Annotated in this window: 26 protein-coding genes; 9 read left to right on the forward strand and 17 right to left on the reverse strand. The window is 64.4% G+C overall.

Annotated features, from left to right (window positions below; translation table 11 throughout):
* Positions 1-79: 79 nt before the first annotated feature.
* A complete protein-coding gene (gene istB / locus LZ585_RS01215; protein ID WP_234854650.1) occupies positions 80-874 on the reverse strand; it encodes an IS21-like element helper ATPase IstB in 795 nt (264 codons plus the stop codon).
* Complete coding sequence (istA, locus tag LZ585_RS01220; protein WP_234853234.1) at positions 864-2,396, reverse strand: IS21 family transposase; 1,533 nt, start codon at positions 2,394-2,396, stop codon at positions 864-866. The genes istB and istA overlap by 11 nt, the downstream gene beginning before the upstream one ends.
* A 51-nt stretch (positions 2,397-2,447) precedes the next feature.
* Between istA and LZ585_RS01225 the strand changes: the two genes are divergently transcribed.
* On the forward strand, positions 2,448-2,687 hold the full coding sequence (locus LZ585_RS01225) for a DUF6429 family protein (protein WP_234854652.1): 240 nt from the start codon (positions 2,448-2,450) through the stop codon (positions 2,685-2,687).
* On the opposite strand, the gene tnpC is transcribed toward LZ585_RS01225, so the two are convergent.
* From tnpC to LZ585_RS01270, 9 genes are all read right to left on the reverse strand, one after another.
* Complete coding sequence (gene tnpC, locus LZ585_RS01230; protein ID WP_234854653.1) at positions 2,668-4,296, reverse strand: IS66 family transposase; 1,629 nt, start codon at positions 4,294-4,296, stop codon at positions 2,668-2,670. The two genes, LZ585_RS01225 and tnpC, sit on opposite strands and share 20 nt — an antisense overlap.
* A gap of 62 nt (positions 4,297-4,358) precedes the next feature.
* Positions 4,359-4,706 (reverse strand): IS66 family insertion sequence element accessory protein TnpB, encoded by a 348-nt coding sequence (gene tnpB / locus LZ585_RS01235; protein ID WP_234854655.1) that lies wholly within the window; start codon positions 4,704-4,706, stop codon positions 4,359-4,361.
* A complete protein-coding gene (locus LZ585_RS01240) occupies positions 4,703-4,870 on the reverse strand; it encodes a hypothetical protein (protein WP_234854657.1) in 168 nt (55 codons plus the stop codon). Before LZ585_RS01240 ends, tnpB begins: the two co-directional genes overlap by 4 nt.
* Positions 4,867-5,079, reverse strand: coding sequence for a transposase (locus LZ585_RS01245; protein ID WP_234854658.1), 213 nt, complete (start codon positions 5,077-5,079; stop codon positions 4,867-4,869). Before LZ585_RS01245 ends, LZ585_RS01240 begins: the two co-directional genes overlap by 4 nt.
* A gap of 27 nt (positions 5,080-5,106) precedes the next feature.
* A protein-coding gene (locus LZ585_RS01250; RefSeq protein ID WP_234853224.1) for an IS630 family transposase occupies positions 5,107-6,166 on the reverse strand; the annotation gives its coding sequence in 2 pieces (ribosomal slippage) (positions 5,107-5,695 and positions 5,694-6,166; 1,062 coding nt in all).
* An 892-nt stretch (positions 6,167-7,058) separates the two neighbouring features.
* Positions 7,059-7,703: an IS110 family RNA-guided transposase gene (locus LZ585_RS01255; protein WP_256445659.1), complete on the reverse strand. Its 645-nt coding sequence runs from the start codon at positions 7,701-7,703 to the stop codon at positions 7,059-7,061.
* The gene (locus LZ585_RS01260) at positions 7,704-8,099 is read right to left on the reverse strand and encodes an IS110 family transposase (RefSeq protein WP_234854661.1); all 396 of its coding nucleotides are present in this window, start codon (positions 8,097-8,099) and stop codon (positions 7,704-7,706) included.
* A 197-nt stretch (positions 8,100-8,296) separates the two neighbouring features.
* Complete coding sequence (locus tag LZ585_RS01265; protein ID WP_234854663.1) at positions 8,297-8,950, reverse strand: YggS family pyridoxal phosphate-dependent enzyme; 654 nt, start codon at positions 8,948-8,950, stop codon at positions 8,297-8,299.
* Positions 8,951-9,019: 69 nt separating this feature from the next.
* On the reverse strand, positions 9,020-10,090 hold the full coding sequence (locus LZ585_RS01270; RefSeq protein ID WP_234854665.1) for a porin: 1,071 nt from the start codon (positions 10,088-10,090) through the stop codon (positions 9,020-9,022).
* A gap of 255 nt (positions 10,091-10,345) precedes the next feature.
* Here LZ585_RS01270 and LZ585_RS01275 point away from each other — a divergent pair, with 255 nt between their 5' ends.
* The 7 genes from LZ585_RS01275 to LZ585_RS01300 all read left to right on the forward strand — a co-directional run bounded on the left by LZ585_RS01275 (position 10,346) and on the right by LZ585_RS01300 (position 16,454).
* Positions 10,346-10,819 carry a DUF3576 domain-containing protein gene (locus LZ585_RS01275; protein ID WP_234854666.1) on the forward strand — a complete coding sequence of 158 codons (474 nt, stop codon included), beginning with the start codon at positions 10,346-10,348 and terminating at the stop codon, positions 10,817-10,819.
* Between the two features lie 79 nt (positions 10,820-10,898).
* On the forward strand, positions 10,899-13,436 hold the full coding sequence (gene leuS / locus LZ585_RS01280; protein ID WP_234854668.1) for a leucine--tRNA ligase: 2,538 nt from the start codon (positions 10,899-10,901) through the stop codon (positions 13,434-13,436).
* On the forward strand, positions 13,423-13,911 hold the full coding sequence (gene lptE, locus LZ585_RS01285) for an LPS assembly lipoprotein LptE (protein WP_234854670.1): 489 nt from the start codon (positions 13,423-13,425) through the stop codon (positions 13,909-13,911). The genes leuS and lptE overlap by 14 nt, the downstream gene beginning before the upstream one ends.
* Positions 13,912-13,918: 7 nt before the next feature.
* Positions 13,919-14,947 (forward strand): DNA polymerase III subunit delta, encoded by a 1,029-nt coding sequence (gene holA, locus LZ585_RS01290; RefSeq protein ID WP_234854671.1) that lies wholly within the window; start codon positions 13,919-13,921, stop codon positions 14,945-14,947.
* Positions 14,944-16,167 (forward strand): BaiN/RdsA family NAD(P)/FAD-dependent oxidoreductase, encoded by a 1,224-nt coding sequence (locus LZ585_RS01295; protein ID WP_256445636.1) that lies wholly within the window; start codon positions 14,944-14,946, stop codon positions 16,165-16,167. The genes holA and LZ585_RS01295 overlap by 4 nt, the downstream gene beginning before the upstream one ends.
* Before the next feature lie 20 nt (positions 16,168-16,187).
* Positions 16,188-16,310 carry a hypothetical protein gene (locus LZ585_RS14840; RefSeq protein ID WP_256445637.1) on the forward strand — a complete coding sequence of 41 codons (123 nt, stop codon included), beginning with the start codon at positions 16,188-16,190 and terminating at the stop codon, positions 16,308-16,310.
* A 3-nt stretch (positions 16,311-16,313) separates the two neighbouring features.
* Positions 16,314-16,454 (forward strand): hypothetical protein, encoded by a 141-nt coding sequence (locus tag LZ585_RS01300; protein WP_234855873.1) that lies wholly within the window; start codon positions 16,314-16,316, stop codon positions 16,452-16,454.
* A 6-nt stretch (positions 16,455-16,460) separates the two neighbouring features.
* Here the strand turns inward: LZ585_RS01300 and LZ585_RS01305 are convergent, their stop codons facing one another.
* From LZ585_RS01305 to LZ585_RS01320, 4 genes are all read right to left on the reverse strand, one after another.
* A complete protein-coding gene (locus LZ585_RS01305) occupies positions 16,461-16,874 on the reverse strand; it encodes a PaaI family thioesterase (protein WP_234854673.1) in 414 nt (137 codons plus the stop codon).
* Between the two features lie 60 nt (positions 16,875-16,934).
* Complete coding sequence (locus LZ585_RS01310; RefSeq protein WP_234854675.1) at positions 16,935-17,519, reverse strand: transglycosylase SLT domain-containing protein; 585 nt, start codon at positions 17,517-17,519, stop codon at positions 16,935-16,937.
* 70 nt (positions 17,520-17,589) lie between these two features.
* Positions 17,590-19,065 (reverse strand): glycerol kinase GlpK, encoded by a 1,476-nt coding sequence (gene glpK, locus LZ585_RS01315; RefSeq protein WP_234854676.1) that lies wholly within the window; start codon positions 19,063-19,065, stop codon positions 17,590-17,592.
* Entirely contained in the window at positions 19,062-19,421 is a 360-nt protein-coding gene (locus LZ585_RS01320) for a winged helix-turn-helix domain-containing protein (RefSeq protein WP_234854677.1), read from the reverse strand. Before LZ585_RS01320 ends, glpK begins: the two co-directional genes overlap by 4 nt.
* A gap of 121 nt (positions 19,422-19,542) precedes the next feature.
* Here LZ585_RS01320 and LZ585_RS01325 point away from each other — a divergent pair, with 121 nt between their 5' ends.
* The gene (locus LZ585_RS01325) at positions 19,543-20,721 is read left to right on the forward strand and encodes an acetyl-CoA C-acyltransferase family protein (RefSeq protein WP_234854679.1); all 1,179 of its coding nucleotides are present in this window, start codon (positions 19,543-19,545) and stop codon (positions 20,719-20,721) included.
* 3 nt (positions 20,722-20,724) lie between these two features.
* Here the strand turns inward: LZ585_RS01325 and LZ585_RS01330 are convergent, their stop codons facing one another.
* Both LZ585_RS01330 and LZ585_RS01335 read right to left on the reverse strand, forming a co-directional pair.
* Complete coding sequence (locus LZ585_RS01330) at positions 20,725-21,627, reverse strand: DMT family transporter (RefSeq protein WP_234854681.1); 903 nt, start codon at positions 21,625-21,627, stop codon at positions 20,725-20,727.
* A 311-nt stretch (positions 21,628-21,938) separates the two neighbouring features.
* A complete protein-coding gene (locus tag LZ585_RS01335; RefSeq protein ID WP_234854682.1) occupies positions 21,939-22,541 on the reverse strand; it encodes a queuosine precursor transporter in 603 nt (200 codons plus the stop codon).
* Positions 22,542-22,593: the final 52 nt, after the last annotated feature.

The raw sequence follows: 22,593 nt of genomic DNA on the forward strand, positions 1-22,593 counted from the left end.
GTCCGTCTGTTAATTTCCACGCAGAACTGAGCCGGCATTTCCATCGAGAAGTGAGCCACCCCTGACTATGGATTTCCGGTCATGCAGTGGTCAAGGCATGTGTGGTCTCCTTTTTTTTCGCGGCAACTGCGGCTGAACTGGCCTTGAAGCGGAAGCTGTCGTTTCCGGTTTCCAGGATGTGGCAACGATGGGTGAGACGGTCGAGCAATGCAGTGGTCATCTTGGCATCGCCAAAGACCGTGGCCCATTCGCTGAAGCTGAGGTTGGTGGTGATGATGACGCTGGTGCGCTCATAGAGCTTACTGAGCAGATGGAAGAGCAGCGCCCCGCCCGAGGCGCTGAACGGCAGGTATCCCAACTCATCGAGGATCACGAGATCGAGGCGGGTCAGGGTTTCGGCAAGCTGTCCGGCCTTTCCCTTGGCCTTCTCCTGTTCAAGGGTATTGACCAGTTCGATGGTGGAGAAGAAGCGGACCTTGCGGCGGTGATGCTCAATGGCCTGGACGCCGAGGGCGGTTGCGGCGTGAGTCTTCCCTGTGCCAGGACCGCCGATCAGAACTACGTTCTGGGCCCCGTCCATGAACTCGCAGCGGTGCAGCTGGCGCACTGTGGCTTCGTTGATCTCGCTGGCGGCGAAGTCGAAGCCTGAGAGATCCTTGTAGGCTGGGAAGCGCGCCGCCTTCATGTGATAGGCGATGGATCGGACCTCACGCTCGGCTATCTCGGCCTTCAGCAGTTGGGACAGGATTGGCACAGCCGCTTCAAAGGCCGGTGCCCCTTGCTCGATCAGGTCCGTCACGGCCTGCGCCATGCCATGCATCTTGAGGCTGCGGAGCATGATGACGATGGCACCGCTGGCGGGATCATGACGCATGATGGCCCCCTGCAACGGGGGTGCGCAGGCCGTCATAGCGCTCGACATTGGCCTTGGGTTCGCGATGGAGAACCAGAGCCTGCGGGGTATCGAGGGGCGGCCCGCCGATGACCTTGCCGTCGACCAGCCGGTGCAACAGGTTCAGCACATGGGTCTTGGTTGCCACGCCCTCGGCCAGGGCCAGTTCCACGGCGGCGAGGACGGCCTGCTCGTCGTGCTGAAGAACCAGGGCAAGGATATCGACCATCTCGCGATCACCACCAGGCTTGCGCAGCATCTGGTCCTGCAGTTGCCGGAAGGCAGGCGGCAGTTCCGCGAATGGTGCTCCGTTCCTGAGAGCCCCGGGCTTGCGCTGGAGAACAGCCAGGTAATGCCGCCAATCGTAGATCGTCCGTGGCGGCACCTGGTGGTTGCGCTGGAACACGCGGCCATGCTCGCACAGGAGGTTGCCCTCGGCCGCCACGACCAGTCGATCCGGGTAAATCCGTAGACTGACAGGCCGGTTCGCAAAGGACGCGGGAACGCTGTAGCGATTGCGCTCGAAGCTGATCAGGCAGGTGGGCGAGACGCGCTTGCTCAACTCGATAAAGCCGTCAAAAGCCGGCGGCAACGGCATCAGCGCGGCCCGCTCCTCAGCCCAGACATCGGCGATCGTGCCGGGCAGCGTGCCATGCGGGGTCTCATGCCACAGCTCCAGGCAACGCTGCTCCAGCCAGGCGTTCATCGTGGCAAGGTCGGGAAAGCCCGGCATCCCCTGCAGGACCTGATGGCGGGAGTCCTGAACGTTCTTCTCGACCTGACCCTTCTCCCATCCTGCCGCCGGATTGCAGAACTCCGGCTCGAAGACATAGTGGTTGGCCATCGCGAGGAAGCGGATGTTGACCTGCCGCTCCTTGCCGCGACCGACACGGTCCACCGCTGTCTTCATGTTATCGTAGATGCCCCGTTCGGGCACGCCACCAAAGACACGGAAGCCATGCCAGTGGGCATCGAAGAGCATCTCGTGGGTCTGCAGTGGGTAGGCGCGCAACAGGAAGGCCCGGCTGTGGGACAGCTTGATATGCGCCATCTGAAGCTTGGTGCGCTCGTCACCCAGAAGCCCGTAGTCTTCGCTCCAGTCGAACTGGAAGGCCTCTCCCGGTCGGAAAGACAGCGGAACGAAGGTGCCGCGTCCTGTGGTCTGCTGTTCCCGCTGGCGATCTGTCCGCCAGTCCCGCGCAAAGGCCGCAACCCGGTTGTAGGAGCCGGTGAAGCCGAGCGTGACGAGATCGGCATGCATCTGCTTCAGCGTCCGCCGCTGCTTGCGCGACTTGCCGGCTTCCGTCTTCAACCAGCCAGCCAGCTTCTCGGAAAAAGGGTCAAGCTTGCTCGGCCGATCCGGCGTGGCAAACTTCGGCTCAATCGTGCCCTCCGCCAGATGCTTGGCAATCGTGTTGCGCGACAGTCCGGTGCGCCGCGCAATCTCGCGTATCGACAGCTTCTGCCGCACATGCATCCGTCGAATGATGTTCAAAAGTCCCATGTGGATCACTCCCGTTGCCCCCGCTGCTCACCGCTCTGGGGGAAGGTTCACATGGCTCAATTCTCAGTGGAAATTACCCGCCTATCCGGCTCAGTTCTGGGTGGAAATCAACAGCTGCATGACGAGCGGCGCGCGTGGAAAGGCTTTGACTGGGACGTCCTGGAGCGGTTGCATGCCAGGGGCCTGATCGCCGATCCGGTCAACAAGGCAAAGTCGGTTGTCCTGACCGATGAGGGCCTGCGGCAGTCCGAAGAACTCTTCCGGGCGCTGTTTACGCGGCCTCGGTCTTGACTGTGCCCATTGGCGTCCAGTTCCAGGGCAGCAATTCGCCGAGACGGGTGTTCATGTGATCGTGGATGCGGTCCAGGACATCGGCAAGATAGGCCTGCGGATCGAGCCCGTTCATCTTTGCCGTTTCAATAACGGTCAGGGCGCGAGCAAGCGTTTCGCCGCCCGCGTCCGAGCCCGCGAATAGCCAGTTCCGTCTGCCGACACCAATTGGCCTCAGGGCACGCTCGGCCGCATTGTTGTCGATGGCCACGCGCCCGTCCTCGAGGAACAGCGTGAGGGCAGACCAGCGGCTCAGCCCATAGCGGAAGGCCTTGGCCAGATCGCTTTTTCCGGGGATGCGCGTCAGCTGCTTTTCGGCCCAGTCCCGGAAGGCGTCGACCTTCGGCCTGGTATCCTTCTGTCGCAGGGCCAGCCGCAACTCGGCGGGCTTGCCGCTGGTGGCGCGCTCGATGTCGTAGAACTTGCCGATCCGGTCGAGTGCCTCACACGCGATTTCGGATTTTGTCGCAGCCCAGACATCATGGAAGTCACGGCGCAGATGTGCCCAGCAGGCGGCCTCGCGGAACTGGCTCTTGCCCTCCAGATCGGTGGCATAAAGCTTGGCATAGCCCTTGTAGCCATCGGCTTGAAGAATGCCGCCGGCCTGGCCCAGATGGCCGAGGACATGGTTTTCCTTCCAGTCCGGGGCGAACTGATAGACCGCGCCGGGCGGGGCCTTGCCTGCCCAAGGGCGCTGATCGCGAACATAAGCCCAGATCCGGCCCTTCCTGACGCCCTTGCCGAGCCCTTTGTCGCTCTTGCTGCGATCAAGCACGCGGATGGGCGTGTCATCGGCATGGAGCAGATCGCTGGCCATGATCTCGGCCTCGATCTTTTCGATCAGCGGCGCCAGAGCTTTCATCGCCCCGCCGCACCAGTCCACAAGCGTCGTATCGGAGATATCGGCGCCCATCCGGGCAAAGATCTCGTTCTGCCTGTAGAGCGGCACATGATCGTCGAACTTCGAGACCAGGACATAGGCGAGCAGGTTCGGTCCCGCCATGCTCCGCGGGATCGGCCGGCTGGGTGCCGGGGCCTGGACGATCTTCTCACAGCGTCGGCAGGACTTCTTGATGCGCGCGATCTCGATAACCTTCAACTGCGCGGCGATCATGTCGATCAATTCGCTGACATCCTCACCGATCACCCGCAGATCGCCGCCGCAATCGGGGCAATTCTTGCCAGGGTCATATTCGCGACGTTCGCGCGGCGTGTCCTTCGAGACTTTCGGGCGGCGGCGGTTGGTTTCCTGAGGTTCAGCCGGCTCCGGAGCCTGTGCTTCCGTGTCGGGCCCCTTCTCGGCAGCGGGCGACGGGTCATTCGCCTCGGCCAGGGCCAGCTGCAGGTCTTCCAGCGCCAGCTCCAGTTGCTCGATCTCGCGTTCGATCTTTTCCGAACTGGCTCCGAACTTCTGCTTCTGCAATTTGGCAATCCGAACGCGCAGCGCCTGAACCAGCAGATCATGCGCGCGCAAGCTGGCCGACATCTTCTGATTTTCTGCCTGCAACGCAGCAATGATCGCCTTCAAGGCGGCAGGATCATTGGGCAGTGGCGTGGTCGTTCCGGACATGGCGATGGATACCATATCCTCCTGTCGAACGCTACAAAAAGACGCAATTACAAAAGGATAAATCAGCCGACCCGGGCCGGTGGCGCCCCCCAATCCGGCCGCCTCCAGTCAATTCCCTCCCACAACATGGCCAGCTGCGCCGATGTCAGACGCGCAGTCCCGTCCTTGCCGCTTGGCCAGGGAAAGCGCCCGCGTTCCAGCACCTTGTAGTAAAGGCAGAAGCCTTGGCCGTCCCAATACAAGAGCTTCAATCTGTCGCCACGCCGACCGCGGAACGCAAACACCGCCCCGCCTGCCGGCTTCTGGCGCAACTGATCCTGTGCCAGGGCCGCCAAACCCTCGATGCCCTTGCGCATGTCGGTCACCCCGCAGGCCAGATAAACCCGGACACCGGTGCCGGGCCCGATCATGCCGCCTCCACCACCCGGATCAACCGCGTCAGCGCAGCCGTATCCAGCATCGGGTCGAAGCGCAGGCTACGGCCATTGGCCAGCTGAAGCTCGATCAGGGCGGAGCGCTGCGGCGCCGGATCTCCAGCCGATGGATGCGCCGCCAATTCGGCGGGCGCGCTCAATTCCACCGGCAAGAACAGGGCCTCCGGGAAAGCAGCCCCTTCTTCTTCAGCTCATGCCGCCAGGCATAGAGCTGCTGTCGGGTCACCTCGTGGCGCTGCGCCACTTGCGTCACCGTCGTGCCCTCCACCCCGACTGACAGCACGATCCCGAGCTTCTCCTCGTCGCTCCAGCGACGACGCCGTTCCAGACCCAGAATGTCACCACGCATCAAAAGCCCCGCATAATACCAACGGCATTATCCACTGACCTGCGCCCAATCGCGTGAGGTGATTGAAGCGACGCGTTCCGGCATTGCGAGGAGGGTGTTCCAGGCATCGCAGCAGACGTCGACAATGGCGTCGTAGCTGTCGAAGACCCGGTTCGCGAGGGTGTTCTGACGGAGGAACTGCCAGAGGTTCTCGACCGGGTTCAGTTCCGGACTGTAAGGTGGCAGTGGCAGCAGGCTGATGTTGGGCGGGATGATGAGGTCTGTGGAGCTGTGCCAGCCGGCGCCATCGAGAACAAGGAGCGCGTGTGCACCGGGCGATACCTGCCCGCTGATTTCGGCCAGGTGGGCGTTCATCGCCTCCGTGTTCGCGTAGGGCATGACGAGCGCCGCACCGATCCTGCGGGCCGGGCAGACCGCCCCGAAGATGTAGGCCCAGGCGTAGCGGCAGTCTTTTGGCGCCCGCGGGCGTGTGCCCTTTCTCGCCCACACGCGTGTCAATGTTCCCTGCTGGCCCACCCTGGCCTCATCTTGGAACCAAATCTCCAAGGGCTTTCCTTGCGCTTCGTTAGGCAAGGCTGCGCGCGCCAGTTCGGCAAAGTTTTTTATATACCGCTTGCGCTTCGCCATCGGCCTGCGGATGGCGCGGCCGGACTGAGAGACGCGCAAAGCCGAGCCGGTGAAGGATCGCGCTCATGGTCCTCTCCGCCACGCGAATGCCAAACCGCTGGTCAACCACGTTGCAGAGGTCAATCCGACGCCAACGCACGACCTTATCCGTCGACGGGTCAGGCCCCGTTTCGACGATCACGGCAAGTTCGCGCATCTGCTCGGCGCTGAGCCGCGCTGGCCGCCCGGAAAGCGGCCGATCGACAAGGCCGGCCAGCCCTTCGGCATTGTAACGATGAACCCAGTCACGCAGCGTCTGCCGATCCATACCGCAGCTTTGTGCCGCTTCCGTCCGGCTTCGCCCGTCAAGCACATGCGCCAGCGCAAGCATCCGGCGCGACGCTCGCGCGTCCTTCACTTGAGCCGCCTCCCGCCGCAGATCCGATGCTGAAAGGTCCGTGCGTGTGATGCCCACTGCCATCCTGATCCTCCTCCGCCTTGCAAGGGAGTGAATCAGAGGTCGGCCGCAAAGCAAACCATCTTCAGAGTCGATGGTTCATGCCGCTGGTATAAGACACGTCGTTAACGACGTCGCTATGCACGTGTCTTAGCCGATCACCCCCACGCTCAGGCAGGCGGTGGAAATCGGGTGGTTACGTTCTCCCAGGGCACCAATTCTATAAGCCGCTTTCGGTTGAGAAGCCCGCCTGCCGTCGATCCATGTAAGTTACGCGAAGTGTCTGGACTTGATCCGCGATGCGGCCAGATGATTGGAGTGCTTAAAACCGCCTCTCGGCTGGCATTACGCAAGGTTTGGCTGCCGACGCACCCGAGCCTGCTTCGTCTGGTTCTTTTGGTTCAGTGGGCAGGGTGAAGGGATAAAAGTGGCATACGCCCCCGGCATAGAGAGCGCCTATTCCGCCGTGATAGAGCATTTTCCGCACCGCGAACTTGCCATCCGCCGATTGCTGCAGAACGACGAAGTGTTCCATGAAATGTGCGAGGAACTGTCCGATGCAAAGGCTGCACTTGCCAAGCTCAGCCAATCCCACGAGGCGGCGCTCGAAGCGAGACGTGCCGAGTGGCACGATCTTGTCGGGCGGCTAGTCGCCGAACTGATGACGGTTCTCTACATGGGGCTGCTGCGTCAAGTCTGTTTTTCGGCCTTGTGCGCGACGATAGCGGTCTGCGGGTCCTGGTTCTCTTCGGCGTCAGCACGCGGGCCGCGCCACTATCCCGGTCTTTCCACATTCCGAACCTTCTGGGCGGCGCACTGTATCAAACGCAGCTTGTGCTGCAACCAACGGTCCCGCGCTCATCCCTCGGGTTCGACCTCTGCCGCACTCGGCTTGGCCGAAAGTTGTTTCCCGACCTCAGGCCGGGCGAAGCGATCCTCCCTTTTCCGCGTCGAAGTGGCTTTCGTCTTTCCACAGGCGCAGCAACAGACAAGCGAGCTTGCGTGCTACCGCCACGCGGGCTTTCTTCGCGCCGACGCGCCGCATCAAGCCGAGCCCCCAGCTTTTGAGCGGACTGGTTCCGCTCCAGCTCGTCAGCAGGCAGTTGGCGGCTTCGTAAAGATAGTGCCGCGCTACCCCATCGCCTTGCCGGCTGATCGTGCCGGACACATCCTTTTCTCCGGATTGGTACCGCTTTGGCGTCAGCCCGAGATATCCTCCCACATCACGTGTGCGTCGGAACCGCCCGGGATCCTCGATCGCCGCCACAAAGGCCAGCGCCGTAACCGGGCCCACCCCTGGGACCGACATCAGCCGCCGGCATGTCTCGGAGCGCTGCGTGAGAGCTCGCACTTGGCGATCCAAGGCGGCAATCTGCATCTCGATGGCCGCCAGCGCCTCTAACAACGCGTTGACGCATGCATAAAGCAGATCATCCTGGCAGACCGCTGATCGTGCCGCCTCGTCGAACCGTTTTGTGCCCTGCCGTGAGGCCAGCCTGATCCTGAAGGGACGCAAGAGGCCCCGGATCTGACCAAAAAATGTTCGCTTGTTCCGAACCAGCTAATCGCGCGCTGACAACAGCGCCTTGATCCGATGGCTGTCCTCCGACTTGACGAAAACTTCCGTGTACCAGCTCGTGCGGAGCATCTCTGCCAAGGCCCGCGCATCCGCAACATCAGTCTTCATCACACGTGCCTTCAAGGCATCTGCCGCACGACGGGCATCCATCACCACCACCGGCAAACCAAGGGCTTTCAGGCCTCGGGCCAGCCAAGGCGTCGTCGAGCCTGTCTCCAGACCAACTCGCTCCAGAGAACCGCGCCAACGGTCCAGGGCCTCACCAATCATTCCGGGATGTGTGTCCGAACTTCCCCGCCAGACAACCCGTCCATCGGCGTCAAGAACGCAGATTGCCGTGCGTTTGAGGCTCACATCCAGTCCAACATAATACCCCATCGCTGCTCTCCTTTCAGGGTTAACCGCCTCAAGCATCGAAGCTCAGCGGCGGAGCAGCAACCGATCATGTATGGGATGTATCAGGTCTTGAACGTCGAGTTCCTGCGCCAGCGCGAACAAGACCCTTTCGCCCTTGAGTCGCCGGATGGCTCGCCGCCAGAGGGTTCGTAGGAGCACTGCGTTTCGCAGCCCGAAGTTCAGGCGTAGCTCCGGGTCCCGAAGATTGCTGAGCCGACGCGCACATGGGTCGCGCCCTCGGCGATGGCCGTCTCGAAGTCCGCGCTCATGCCCATGGAGAGGTTGGGTAGACCATGGTCCGCCGCCAAGGCGCCCAGCAGGCGGAAATGAGGCAGGGGATCCGCCCCCTCGGGCGGGATGCACATCAAGCCCTGGGGCGACAGACCCAAGTCGCGGCAAGAGGCCAGGAAGACCGGCAATTCGTCGGCCAGGATCCCGGCCTTTTGCGGCTCATCCCCGGTATTGACCTGGATGAACAGTTGCGGGCTGCGGCCTTGCTGCTCGATCTGGGGGGCAAGCTTGCGGGCCAGGCTCATGCGGTCCAACGTGTGGATGGCGTCGAACAGTTCGACTGCGGCCTTGGCCTTGTTGGATTGCAGGGGGCCGATCATGTGCAGATCAACATTGGGGTAACGGGCGCGCCAGTCGGGCCACTTTCCCAGTGCCTCTTGCACGTAGTTTTCGCCAAAGACGCGCTGCCCTGCCTCCAGCACTGCGATCACATGGTCTTGCGGCTGCACCTTGCTGACCGCGATCAGCGTGACGCTGCCCGGCGCGCGTCCGGCCCGTTCTTCGGCCGCAGCAATGCGGCGCTTGATGTCATCCAGTCCCATGATGCAACAAGACAAAAAGAAAAGAGCGGGCGCAAGGCCCGCTCTCAAGTTTGACGGCTGATCCGGGGATCAGAAGTCGAAGCGCACGCCCATGTCGGCGGTCACGCGCTCTTGGTAGTCGCGCTGCAGCGAGGCGCCCAGACGAGCACCGCCCAGGTCGTAGTTGACGCCGATACCGAACGAATTGTCGGTTTCCTTCTGCGTCCAGTCGCCGCTGTTGTTGGCGATATAGGCTTCGATGTTGGTCAGACCATCGGCCAGCGTGTAGTCACCATAAAGGGTGATGGTGTTGCCGAAGTCGTCAATAACGTTCGGATTGGTTGGATCACCGCTGACTGCACCGGTGATGCTGCCTGCGTCGCCATTGTCGATCCAGTTCAAGCCAATGCGGGCGTTTTCCATGACGGCATAACGAGCACCGACGAAATAAACATCGTGATCATCGACGCCAGCGCCGTTCAGAGACGCACCGGCTTCCAACTCCAGACGCTCATTCCAAGCATACTGAACCAGGATGCTGAACTCTTCTTTGGCGTTGAATTCTTCATCTTCATCGGTATCCGGATCATCGGCAATGAAGTCTTCGTTCAGGCCGGTCTGGTCGGGGTCGATGTACGAGGCGCGAATGGTGAAATCGTCCAGCGAGTATTTTGCTGCGATACCCAAGCGGTCATCATCGCTGTAAGGCGAGGTTTCATAAGCGAAGAAAGCACCCAAGGCGTTGCCGCCGACCGAGCGGTCGAAAGCGCCGAGTTCGGAGCCATAGATTAGCCCAGAGGAGTCAAGGGCGGTATCGACGTTTCCGACCTCGACAGTCAGGCCGCTGCTGGTCACGTATAGCTTGCCAGCATTAAGAACGCCGTTGTCACCACGACTGCTATTGCCTTGGTCCCACTGAATGCGGAAGCGGGCACCGAAGTCCACGCCCTGGTCGGTCGAGGTTGCGGCGTCGATGTTCATCCGCAGGCGTGAGATGACCTGGGTTTCGTTGCCCTCGCCAAGCACGGGGTCAAAGCTGTTCAGAACGCCGTCTTCGTAGTATTGCACGCCGGTCCGGCCATAACCCGAGATGGTCACGTCGGCAGCAGCGACACCGGCCGTCAGGACCAGTGCGGTGGAGGCGATAAGAGCCTTTTTCATGTCAAGTTCCCTCTTGTCTCTCTGATGCCCAAACCGGCATTACCGCCTTGGGTATGCTGCTTGTTTCCCCTGTCCTTCCCCGTGATGCAACGGAATCGCGCGCCTGTCCTGGCCACGGCGGTTTCTGTGATGCACAAGGGCCACACCTTTGCGTGACCAACGGAACCTGCGCATTCTGGCCTGCGGGCCAAGGCGCTTGTGGGGCGGGGGTGATCCGGGCTAAAGCTGGCCCTGACGCGAAAAACGAGGGACCGCATGAAAACCGCACACGCCGCGCGCTTGGTGATCGCAGGGCTTCTTTGCGGGGGATTAGCTGCATGTGGGGGTGGCGGACCAAATGCCGGACCGCAAGAGAGCGCCGACATGCGCCCCGAGGTGCGGCGCACGACGATCTGGGATGTCTTTGAAGGATCCGAGAACCCGAACACCACCGTCGGCGTGAACAAGTACCTGTGGAACGCCAGCCTCGAAGTGCTGAACTTCCTGCCCGTGCAGACGGTCGATCCCTTTACCGGCGTGATCCAGACCGGATATGGCACGCCCCCCGGCGGCGGGCGGTCCTATCGCGCGACGATCAAGATCGCCGATCCGGCACTGGACGCGCGCAGCCTTAAGCTGTCGTTGCAAGGCCCCGGCAGCGCGGCAATCGAGCCGGGCACCGTGCGCGCCGTGGAAGACGCGATCCTGACCCGCGCGCGGCAGTTGCGCATCCAGGACGGGCGGCTGTAGAGGCCGGGCAGCGCCCACTGGACCCGCCAAGTCGCGCCGTATAAACCCGGCGCGACGAATGACGCCAAAGGTCCGCACCATGCCTTATGATCCCTCCAGCAGCGAATCCCGGTGGCAGCAGGCCTGGGCCGACGCCGGCAGCTTCACCGCGACCCGCGACGAGCGGCCGAAATACTATGTGCTGGAAATGTTCCCCTATCCGTCGGGGCGCATCCACATGGGCCATGTGCGCAACTACACGATGGGCGACGTGGTGGCACGCTTCAAGCGTGCGCAGGGGTTCAGCGTGCTGCACCCGATGGGCTGGGACGCCTTCGGGATGCCTGCGGAAAACGCCGCGATGGAACAGGGCGGCCATCCGCGCGACTGGACCTATGCCAACATCGCCACGATGAAGAAGCAGTTGAAGCCGTTGGGCCTGTCGATCGACTGGTCCCGCGAATTCGCCACCTGCGACGACGATTACGTCCACCAGCAACAGGCGATGTTCCTGGATATGCTGGAGGCCGGATTGATCACCCGCAAGTCGGCCCAGGTGAACTGGGATCCGGTGGACATGACGGTGCTGGCCAACGAGCAGGTGATCGACGGCAAGGGCTGGCGGTCGGGCGCCCCGGTTGAGCGGCGCGAGCTGACGCAGTGGTTCTTCCGCATCTCGGAGTATTCCGAGGAGTTGCTGGCGGCCCTGGACGGGCTGACCGGCTGGCCGGAAAAGGTGCGGCTGATGCAGTCGAACTGGATCGGCAAGTCGCGCGGGCTGCAGTTCCGGTTCGAAACGGTGGACGCCCCCGAGGAATTCGCCGCGATCGAGGTTTATACCACCCGCCCCGACACGCTGATGGGCGCCAGCTTCGTGGCGCTGTCGCCCGATCATCCGCTGGTCAAGGATCTGGCCGCCGCCGATCCCAAGGTCGCGGCCTTTGTCGAGGAATGCCGCCGCATCGGCACGACCGAGGAAGCCATCGAAACCGCGCCCAAGCTGGGCTTCGACACCGGCCTGACTGTCAAACATCCGCTGGACGAAGGCTGGCACCTGCCGATCTGGATCGGAAATTTTGTGCTGATGGATTACGGCACCGGCGCGATCTTCGGATCGCCCGCCCATGACGAGCGCGACCACGAATTCGCCACGAAATACGGGCTGCCGATCCGCGCGACCTTCGGCGAACGCGGCATGACGCTGGACCAGGCCGACGCGATGGTCGCCAAGGCGCCCTATGTGCCGCTGAAATCCGAAACCGTCACCTATGTGCGCGGCTTCAGCGGCGCGGCCGACCAGACCGGAGAGGCCGCAGTGGACGCGGCCATCGCCCATGCCGAGGCCAATGGCTATGGCGAGGGGGTGACCAAGTTCCGCCTGCGGGACTGGGGCATTTCCCGCCAGCGATACTGGGGCTGCCCGATCCCTGTCCTGCATTGCGACCGCTGCGGCACGGTGCCCGAGGCCAAGGAGAACCTGCCCGTCCTGCTGCCCCAGGATGTCACCTTCGATGTGCCCGGCAACCCGCTGGACCGCCACCCGAGCTGGCGCAAGGCCACCTGCCCGAAATGCGGGGGCGCGGCGCGGCGCGAGACGGACACGATGGACACCTTCGTCGACTCGTCCTGGTATTACGCGCGCTTCACCAGCCCCCATGCGTCGACGCCCACCGACCGGGCCGACGCCGATTACTGGATGAACGTGGACCAGTATATCGGCGGGATCGAACACGCGATCCTGCACCTGCTGTATTCGCGCTTCTTCGCCCGCGCGATGGTCAAGACCGGGCATCTGCCGGAAAGCGCGAAGGAGCCTTTCGATGCGCTGTTCACGCAAGGGATGGTGACGCACGAGATCTACAAGACGAGTGACGAGCGCGGCCGTCCGGTCTATCACCTGCCCGAGGACGTGACGGACGGCAAGCTGGCCGACGGCACCGAGGTCGAGATCATCCCCTCCGCCAAGATGTCGAAGTCCAAGAAGAACGTCGTCGATCCGGTCAACATCGTGCAAAGCTTCGGCGCCGATACCGCCCGCTGGTTCATGCTGTCCGACAGCCCGCCCGAACGCGACGTGGAATGGACCGCCGCCGGGGCCGAGGCTGCCAACAAGTTCCTGGGCCGTGTCTGGCGTCTGGCCGACGAGGCGGGCGACGGCGGGGACGATCCCGACCTGACCCGCGCCGCGCATCGGGCGATCAACGACGTGACCAAGGCCATCGAGGGCTTTGCCTTCAACAAGGCGGTCGCCAAGATCTATGAACTGGCCAATGCCGTCGGCAAGTCGAAGGCCGGCGGCGAGGCCCGCCACGCCACCTTGCGGATCATGGCGCAGCTGATGGGGCCGATGGTGCCGCACCTGGCCGAAGATGTCTGGGCGATGGCGGGCGGGCAGGGTCTGCTGGTCGATGCGCCCTGGCCCAAGGCGGATCCGGCCATGCTGGAGGACGATACGGTCACCCTGCCGATCCAGATCAACGGCAAGCGTCGGGCCGAGATCAGCGTCGCCAAGGACATGCCCAAGGACCAGATCGAGGCGCTGGTGCTGGCCGACGAAACCGTGCGCAAGTTCCTGGAAGGCGCGGCGCCGAAAAAGCTGATCGTCGTGCCGGGGCGGATCGTCAATGTGGTCGCCTGACCTGAACCGCCGCGCAGCCCTGCTGGGGCTGCTGGCGGTGTCTGCCTGCGGGCTGACGCCGGTCTATGGCCCGAACGGGGCAGGCCAGCGGCTGTTCGGCAAGGTCCGCCCGCGTGACCCCGAGACCTATCAGGATTTCGCCTTCAACCGCCGCTTGGGCGAGCGGCTGGGCGGCGAGGGGACGGATTACGACCTGGATTACCGCATCACTGTGGGCGTGGTCCCGCAGGCGATCACCACGGACGAGGTCACGAACCGCTATTCGTTGAACGGGACGGCGGATTTCGTGCTGACCGACCGCGCCGGGCGGGTCATGGCGCAGGGACGGGTCAGCAACTTCACCTCTTATTCCACCACCGGCACCACCATCGCCACGCTGTCCGCCGAGGGCGACGCCCGGTCCCGGCTGGCCGAGATGCTGGCCGATCAGGTTGTCACGCGTTTGCTGGCGGCATCCGCGCAACTGCCGGAATGACGAGCGAATGATCCTGAAGGGCGCTGAAATCGCGCGCTATCTGGCGCGGCCCGATCCGTCGCGCCCGGCACTGCTGATCTATGGTCAGGACGCGATGCGCGTGGCGATGAAGCGGGCCGAGGCGGTCAAGGCCCTGGTGGGCGAAAAGGCAGACGAGGAGATGCGCCTGACCCGCCTGCCCGGCGCAAGCCTGCGCAAGGATCCCGCGCAACTGCTGGACGCGGTCAAGGAGGTGGGCTTTTTCCCCGGACCGCGCGTGGTACTCGTCGAGGATACGCCGGATGCCGCCGCCAATGCGGTGCGCGCAGCCCTGCTGGACTGGAATCCGGGCGACGCGGCGATGGTGGTGACGGCGGGGGCCTTGGGCAAGTCGTCCGCCCTACGAAAGCTGTTCGAACCGCACCCGACCGCCGTGACCGCGCCCATCTATGACGACCCGCCGGGCGAGGACGAGGTCGCGCGGTGGATGGCGGATGCCGGGTTGCGCCAGGTGCCGCCCGCCGCAATGAAGGAGATGATGGTGCTGGCCCGCGCATTGGATCCGGGTGACCTGCGCCAGACGATCGAGAAGATCGGGCTTTACAAGCACGGCGACCCCGTCCCCCTTGCGGTCGAGGAAATCGCCCTCATGGCCCCTGCCACCATCGAGGCGGATCTGGACGAGTTGATCCACATCGTCGCCGAACGCCGTGAAGCCGAGTTCGGGGCGATGATGCGCCGGATCGAGGGGCAGGGCATCAATCCGGTGACGCTGTGCATTGCCGCCTTGCGCCATTTTCGCGTCCTGCACGGGGCCGCCGCCGATCCCGCCGGGCCGGGCGTGGCCTTGTCGCGGGCGCGCCCGCCGGTCTTTGGCCCGCGCCGCGACCGGATGGCCCGGCAAGCGCAGGCTTGGGGCATGGGGCCGCTGGAGGAAGCAGTGCAGTCGCTGCTGGATTGCGACCTGACGTTGCGCAGTTCGACCCGCGCGCCGCAGATGGCCCTGGTCGAACGCGCGCTGATCCGGCTGACGATGACACCCCGGGGACGGCGGTGACGGAAACCGTCGATGCGCTGGTCATCGGCGCAGGACCGGCCGGGCTGATGGCGGCAGAAGCCCTGATGGCGCCAGGCCGCACCGTGGTGGTGGCCGAAGCGATGCCCACGCCCGCGCGCAAGTTCCTGATGGCAGGAAAATCCGGGCTGAACCTGACAAAGGACGAGCCGTTCGAGGCGTTTGCGCAAAGGTTCAGGGTCGGCACCGGGGCGCTGCCCCGGACCCCGAGATATTTGCATGAAGAAGAAAGCCGGTTCGGCCCTGCCGAGGTGATGGCCTGGGCGCGGGGGTTGGGGATAGAGCTGTTCACCGGGTCAACGGGCCGGGTGTTTCCGGTGGGGATGAAGGCCTCGCCGCTGCTTCGGGCCTGGCTTTCACGGCTGCGCGGGGGCGGGGTCGATCTGCGGACCCGCTGGCGGTGGATCGGCGAGGGCTTCCGGTTCCAGACACCGGACGGGCTGCGGGTTATCCAGCCGCGCGTGGCCGTACTGGCGCTTGGGGGGGCGAGTTGGCCCCGGCTGGGATCGGACGGGGCTTGGGTGCCGTGGTTGCGGGCGGCAGGGGTGGGCGTGGCGCCGTTCCGGCCTGCGAACATGGGGTTTCGCGTGGCCTGGTCCCCGCCCATGGCACGGCATTCCGGGGCGGCGGTCAAGGGCACCGCAGTGACAGCGGGCGATCTGGTCAGCCGGGGCGAATGGATCGTCGGCAGACAGGGGATCGAGGGCGGCGGGATCTATGAGGTCTCGGCCGCGCTGCGGGAGGGTGCGTCGGGTCATGTGGATTTGGCGCCGGACCTGGATCATGGGACGCTGGCGGCGCGATTCTTCCGGCCCAAGGGAAAGCTGTCACTGGGCAACTGGCTGCGCCGGGTGCTGGACGATCCGGTCAAGGTCGCGCTGCTGCTGGAATGGGGCAAGCCCTTGCCTGCGGATCCCGCGGGATGGGCGGTGCGGACCAAGGCCTTGCCCATGCGTCACGAAGGGCCGATGGGGATCGAGACCGCGATTTCCTCTGCGGGGGGCGTCATGTGGGATTCGCTGGACCCCGGTCAGGAACTGCGCGCCCTGCCCAATGTCTTTGTCGCGGGCGAGATGCTAGACTGGGAAGCGCCGACCGGCGGCTATCTTCTGACCGCCTGCCTGGGCAGCGGGTTGCACGCGGGACGGGCAGCCGCGTCGCGGCTTGCGACCGGAACAGCCCCTGATCCTGTCCGCGCTTGATGGGACAGGAAGCATGACCCATGCTGGACCCATGGGAGGAAACCACCGATCCAAGGAAAGGGTTTCCGATGGCCTATACGATCACCCATTTCGCACCCGAAACGCGCAGCCGCATCGACGCCTTCTTCAACCGTTTCGGCTAAGGCGTGAACGCCTATCTGGAAGCGTGGGCGCGGTCCGCGCAGATCGAGGCGCTTGAGGCGAAATCCGATGGTGAACTGGCCCGGATCGGCCTGACCCGCGACCGGATCCTGGCCCATGTGTTCCGCGACACCTACTGGCTCTGACCGGCGCTAGTCCTTCCAGTCGATGACCACCTGCGTCTGGGTGACGATGGCGGCGGTCTTGCCGTCGCCCCGGGTGATGGTGGTCTGCCAGATCTGGGTAGTCCGCCCGATATGCAGGGGCAGGCTGACGGCACGGGCCGTATCGCCCAGCCGGATCGGGCGCAGGAAGTTGGTCTTGCTTTCCAGCGTGGTCGTGGTCTTGCCCTCGGGCAGGTTCAGGAAGGTGCCGGTGCCGCCTGCATTGTCGGCTAGGCCCATGATCGCACCGCCATGCAGCACGCCGTTGCGGTTGGCCAGCGCCTGCGTCACCGGCATCTCGAATTCGACCCGCTCGGGCGTGGCACTGACCAGCCGCGCGCCGATGTGAATGGCGAATTCCGGCTGGTCGTCGGCATCGCGCCTGGTGTGGTCGTCGTTCATGGAGGTTCCCTTCCGCTGCCCGGCCATATCAACCGGACAGGCGGCCAAGGGCAAGCGCGCTCAGGCCTTTCGGCAGGACAACAGTTGCGCGCGATACATCTGCGCCCGCTGCCCGACCTGGGCTGCCACCCGCACCAGCCAGGGCTTGCCCAGATAGGACTGGCGCGCAAATCCCGACCGGCCCTCGTGATAGGCCAGGTATTGCCCCGTCGCGTCCCATTTCGAAATACCGAGGCGGCGGGTGGAGTTGTGCATGTACCAGCCCATGAAATCGGTGGCATGGCGGATGTTGTCGCGCTTGGCGCGGCGATTGCCGGTTTCCTTCTGGTATTCCTCCCATGTCCCGTCCAGGGCTTGGGAATAGCCGAAGGCACTGGACTGGCGGCCGATGGGAATCACCCCGAGCGCGTATTGATGCGGGGTCCGGGCGTCGCCGATGAACTTCGATTCCTGGTGGATCGCCGCCATCTGCACATGGATGGGAATGCCCCATTTGCGTTCAGTGGCCTTCATCGCCCGGTAATAGGCGGGCCGTTCGGCCACGATGGCGCAGGCGTTGTCCAACTGGCGCGGCGCCGAGTAATTGTTGCCGCCGCCGCATGACGCGACCAGCCCGACAATCGCGAGTTTCAGAAGCCTGTTCATCCTGCCCTCTTGTCGTTTTGGGGCGATCTTACGGAAAATCACGACGGGGTGAAATCACAAAGCCGGAAGATCAGACCGACAGCACGGCCTGCACCGCCCTTTGCCAAGCGGAGTATCGCCGATCCCGGTCCTTGTCCGTCATCTGCGGCTCGAAGCGGCGGTCAAGCTGCCATGCCTTTGCGTATTCGTCGGGCGAGGGGCACAGGTCCGCACGATATCCCGCCAGCCAGGCGGCACCTTGGGCCGTGGTTTCGGTATTCGCGGGCCGGTCCACCGGCGCCCCCAGGATGTCGGCCAGGAACTGCATGGCCGGTTCGCTGGCGGTCATGCCGCCATCGACGCGCAGCACCGCATCCCCCGCCTGGGGCCAGTCGGCCTGCATCGCCTGCAACAGGTCCCGGGTCTGAAAACCGACGCTCTCCAGAGCTGCGCGGGCAAATTCGGCAGGGCCGGTGTTGCGGGTCAGGCCAAAGACCGCGCCCCGCGCATTGGGTGCCCAATGCGGAGCGCCAAGTCCGGTAAAGGCCGGGACCATGATGATTGCCTGGCTGTTGTCGGCCGTTTCGGACAGCGGCTGCGTTTCCTTGGCCTCGCGGATCAGTTTCAGCCCGTCGCGCAGCCATTGCACCACCGCCCCCGCGATGAAGATCGACCCTTCCAGGGCAAAGGTGGTCCTGCCGTCCAGGCGATAGGCGATGGTGGTCAGCAACCGGTTCTGCGACCGGACCGCCTGGTCGCCGGTGTTCAAAAGCGCAAAACAGCCGGTGCCATAGGTTGCCTTCATCATCCCCGGCTGAAAGCAGGCCTGTCCGACGGTCGCGGCCTGCTGGTCGCCCGCGACCCCGGCGATGGGGATTTCGCGGCCGAACAGGTCGGGGCGCGTGGTGCCGAAGTCATCGGCGCTGTCCTTGACCTCGGGCAGCAGTTCGGGGGGGATGCCGAACAGGCGGCACATCTCGTCGGACCAGCAGCCCTTGCGGATGTCGTACAGCAGGGTGCGGCTGGCATTGGTGGCATCGGTGACATGGGATCGCCCGCCGGTCAGCTTCCAGATCAGGAAGCTGTCGATGGTGCCGAAGGCCAGCTCGCCCGCCGTGGCGCGGTCGCGGGCACCGTCCACATGATCCAGAAGCCAGGCGATCTTGGTCGCGCTGAAATAGGGATCCAGCAACAAGCCGGTGGTGTCCGTGACCTGATCCTCGGCCCCGTCGTTGCGCAGCCGGTCGCAGATGTCGGCGGTGCGGCGGTCCTGCCAGACGATGGCGCGATGGATGGGCTGGCCGGTCTGGCGGTCCCAGATCACCACGGTTTCGCGCTGGTTGGTGATGCCGATGGCGTCGATCCGGGCGGCGCCTGCCTTTTCGATGGCGGCGCGGGCGGTTCCGGCGCTGCTGGTCCAGATGTCGTTCGGGTCGTGTTCGACCCAGCCCGAATGGGGAAAATGCTGCGGAAACTCGTGCTGGGCCGTGGCCTGCACCTGCAAGTCGTCGTTGAAGACGACCGCGCGCGACGACGTCGTTCCCTGATCCATTGCCAGAATCGTCATGTATCGTCCCCTTTCATCAGCGCGCCGATGGCAGCCAGATCGGCCGCCCCCTTGTCGGTCAGCAATCGTTCCAGTGATTCGTAATGGCGCAGCACCGCCTGGCCAGTCGCCGTGATCCTGGCCCCGCCGCCGCCCGTGCCGCCCCGGCTGCTGTCCACCAGCGGCAGGGCAAAGGCCCCATTCATCTCCTCGACCAGGGACCAGGCGCGCTTATAGCTCATCCCCATCTGCCGCCCGGCGGCCGAGATGGAGCCGTGCTGCCCGATCAGATGCAAAAGCTGCGCCTTGCCCGGTCCCAGCACCAGCGGCACATCATATTCCAGCCGCAGCTTGATCCGGGGGCCGTCCCTATCCATCGCGATTCGGTTCCTGCGTTTCGAACAGGTTAGCCGCGGTCCCCCTGCGACGCCACGGCGGGCTTGGCGTACGGGACAAGCCCGGCCTATGCTGGCGATGCAACCAAGGGAAGGGTTCATCATGTCCACGGAAATCGTCATCCTGTCCGGTGCGCGCACCGCCATCGGCACCTTCGGCGGCAGCCTTGCCGCCATTCCGCCCATCGACCTGGCGGCAACCGTGACCCGCGCGGCGATGGAACGGGCGGGGGTGTCCCCCGACCAGATCAGGCAGGTGGTGTTCGGCCATGTGATCAACACCGAACCGCGCGATATGTATCTGAGCCGCGTGGCGATGCTGAATGCGGGCATTCCCGACACCACGCCTGCCATGAACGTGAACCGGCTTTGCGGTTCGGGCGCGCAGGCCATCGTGTCGGCCGCGCAGGCGCTGATGCTGGGAGATGCGGATTTCGCCGTCGCGGGCGGTGCCGAAAGCATGAGCCGCGCACCCTATGCCGTCAGTTCCGCGCGCTTTGGCGCCAAGATGGGCGACCAGAAGATGATGGATATGATGACCGGCGCACTGACCTGCCCGATGGGCACCGGCCACATGGGGGTGACGGCCGAAAACGTGGCCGCCGAACACGAGATCAGCCGCCAGGCGCAGGACGAGTTCGCGATGGAATCGCAGCGTCGGGCGGCTGCGGCCATCGCGGCGGGGCATTTCAAGGACCAGATCGTTCCGGTCGAGGTCAAAGGCCGCAAGGGGCCGACGATCTTTGACACCGACGAGCATCCCAAGGAAAGCACCCTGGACAAGCTGGCGGCGCTGAAGACGGTGTTCCAGAAGGACGGCACCGTCACGGCGGGCAATGCCAGCGGCATCAACGACGGCGCGGCGGCCCTGGTGCTGGCGCGGGCGGATGCCGCGCAGGCGGCGGGCTTGACACCGCGCGCGCGGATTTTGGGCTATGCGGTGGCGGGCGTGCGGCCCGAGGTGATGGGCATCGGGCCGATCCCGGCCGTGCAGATGCTGTTGGAAAAGACCGGCCTGTCCGTCGGCGATTTCGACGTGATCGAATCGAACGAGGCCTTTGCGGCCCAGGCCCTGGCGGTGAACAAGGGGCTGGGGCTGGACCCGGCCCGGGTGAATCCGAACGGCGGGGCCATTGCACTGGGCCATCCGGTCGGTGCCACGGGGGCGATCATCACCGTCAAGGCGCTGTATGAACTGGAGCGTACGGGCGGCAAGCGCGGGCTGATCACCATGTGCATCGGCGGCGGGCAGGGCATCGCGCTTGCCATCGAACTGATGTGAGCCTCAGGCGACCTGCGCCCGCGCAGGTTGCCGCGACAGGCGCAGCGCCGCGATCCCCGCCAGGATGATCACGACGCTGCCGATGATCGTCCAGCGGTCGGGCGTTTCGCCAAAGATGGCGACGCCCGCGACCATCGCGAAGATCAGGCGGGTATAGCGGAAGGGCGTCACCGCGCCGACCTCGCCTGTGCGCATCGCCACCGTCAGGAAGGTATAGGCGCAGACCCCGGCCGCCGCTGCCGCCAGAAGGCCCGCCCAGGTCGCGCCGTCCGGCGCAGCCATCGGGCCGCCAAAGGGCAGGACGATCAGCCCGGCCACGATCAGCATGGAAAAGCCCACGACGCCCAACTGCCGGAAGGACAGCGAAACCGGGGCCGCGCGGGTCGCAAGATCGCGCCCGGCAAACCCCAGCATCGCCATGATCGCCAGCAGCGACAATGCCCCGAAGCCTTCGGTCCCCGGCCGCAGGATCAGCAGGACGCCCCCGAAACCCAGGGCCACCGCCAGCCAGCGGCGCGGGCCGATGCTTTCGCCAAACAGCACGGCGGCGCCCACCATCACCACCAGCGGCGTCGCCTGCAGGATCGCGGATGCCGTGGACAAGGGCGTCAGCGCAATGGCCAGCATATAGAACAGCCGGCCAGTCACCTCGGACAGGGACCGCAGGATCATGGGGCGGCCCAGCATGGCGCGGGTCAGCGGCGCCTCTCCTGCCATCAGGGCAAGGGCCGCGAAAGTCATGGTGCCCAGGACGCCAAAGGTGATCAGCACCTGGCCTGGCGGCAGGCTGACCGCCGCGATCTTGAGCAGCGAATCCTCGACCGCGAAGCCTGCCATGGACAGCACCATGAAGACGGCGCCCCGCCTGTTGAAGGCGGCGCCATGGCGTGCGTGGGGATGAGACATGGCAAGCCCTTGGATGTGACGCGAACGGGGCCAGCAGTCCCCTATTTGGGCGTCCAAGGCAAGGCGAACGGCCAAAAGGAACGGGCCGCCCTAGATCAAGGCGGCCCGCGAGATCCACGGAGATGGTCCGGTTAGGGATGGGTAAGCATCCGGTCCCAACCAGGGTTTACGACCCTCGGGGCTGCCCTTAGGTCACGGCCCCCCTGACTGTTCCGACACCTCTCTCCAATATCACTCTCGACACTGGACCACCTCCTTTCAATGTGTTGCCGTTATAAGGGAAAGGGTGCCACAGATCGGGAGGGTGTCAATCAGATTGTTCGTTCGGTCCGCAACAAATTGCGGACAATAAGACGGAAAGGCACAAGAGCAAGTATGGCCAGACTCATCTTGACCATCCAGTCGGCAGTTGCCAACGAAACCCACAGCGCGGTGATCGGTCCTTGACCAAGCAGCGGAACGGCCTCGTTGGCCCAGCCGGTATTGGCGTCATGGGACAGGGCGGCGCTGAAGGCGACGGTGAAGAAGATGGCCGTGTCCAGCACCGACCCGACCGAGGACGACATCAGCGGCGCCACCCACCAGCGGCGATTCCGCAACGCGTTGAAGACCACGATATCGACCAGTTGGGCGATCAGGAAGGCCGCGCCGGACCCCACGGCGATTCGGATAGTGGTCTTGTCCAGGCCTGCGGCGACGACCGAACAGGCGACCCCCACGACAAACCCTGCCAGAACGACGCGCCGCGCGGCATGGGGACCGTAAACGCGGTTCATCACCTCGGTCACGAGAAAGGCGAAGGGATAGGTGAAGGCGCCCCAGGTCAGCCAGGAACCGACGGTGAACTGCACAAGGATGTTCGAGGCCACGACGATGATGGCCATGGCAAGGATGCCGGGCAGATAGCGGGTCATTGATGGTTTCCGTTTTACAAGGTCGCGGAACAACTCGGCCCCGCACCTTGCG

Origin of the sequence: Paracoccus everestensis (genome assembly GCF_021491915.1) — a bacterium.
Lineage (GTDB): Bacteria > Pseudomonadota > Alphaproteobacteria > Rhodobacterales > Rhodobacteraceae > Paracoccus > Paracoccus everestensis.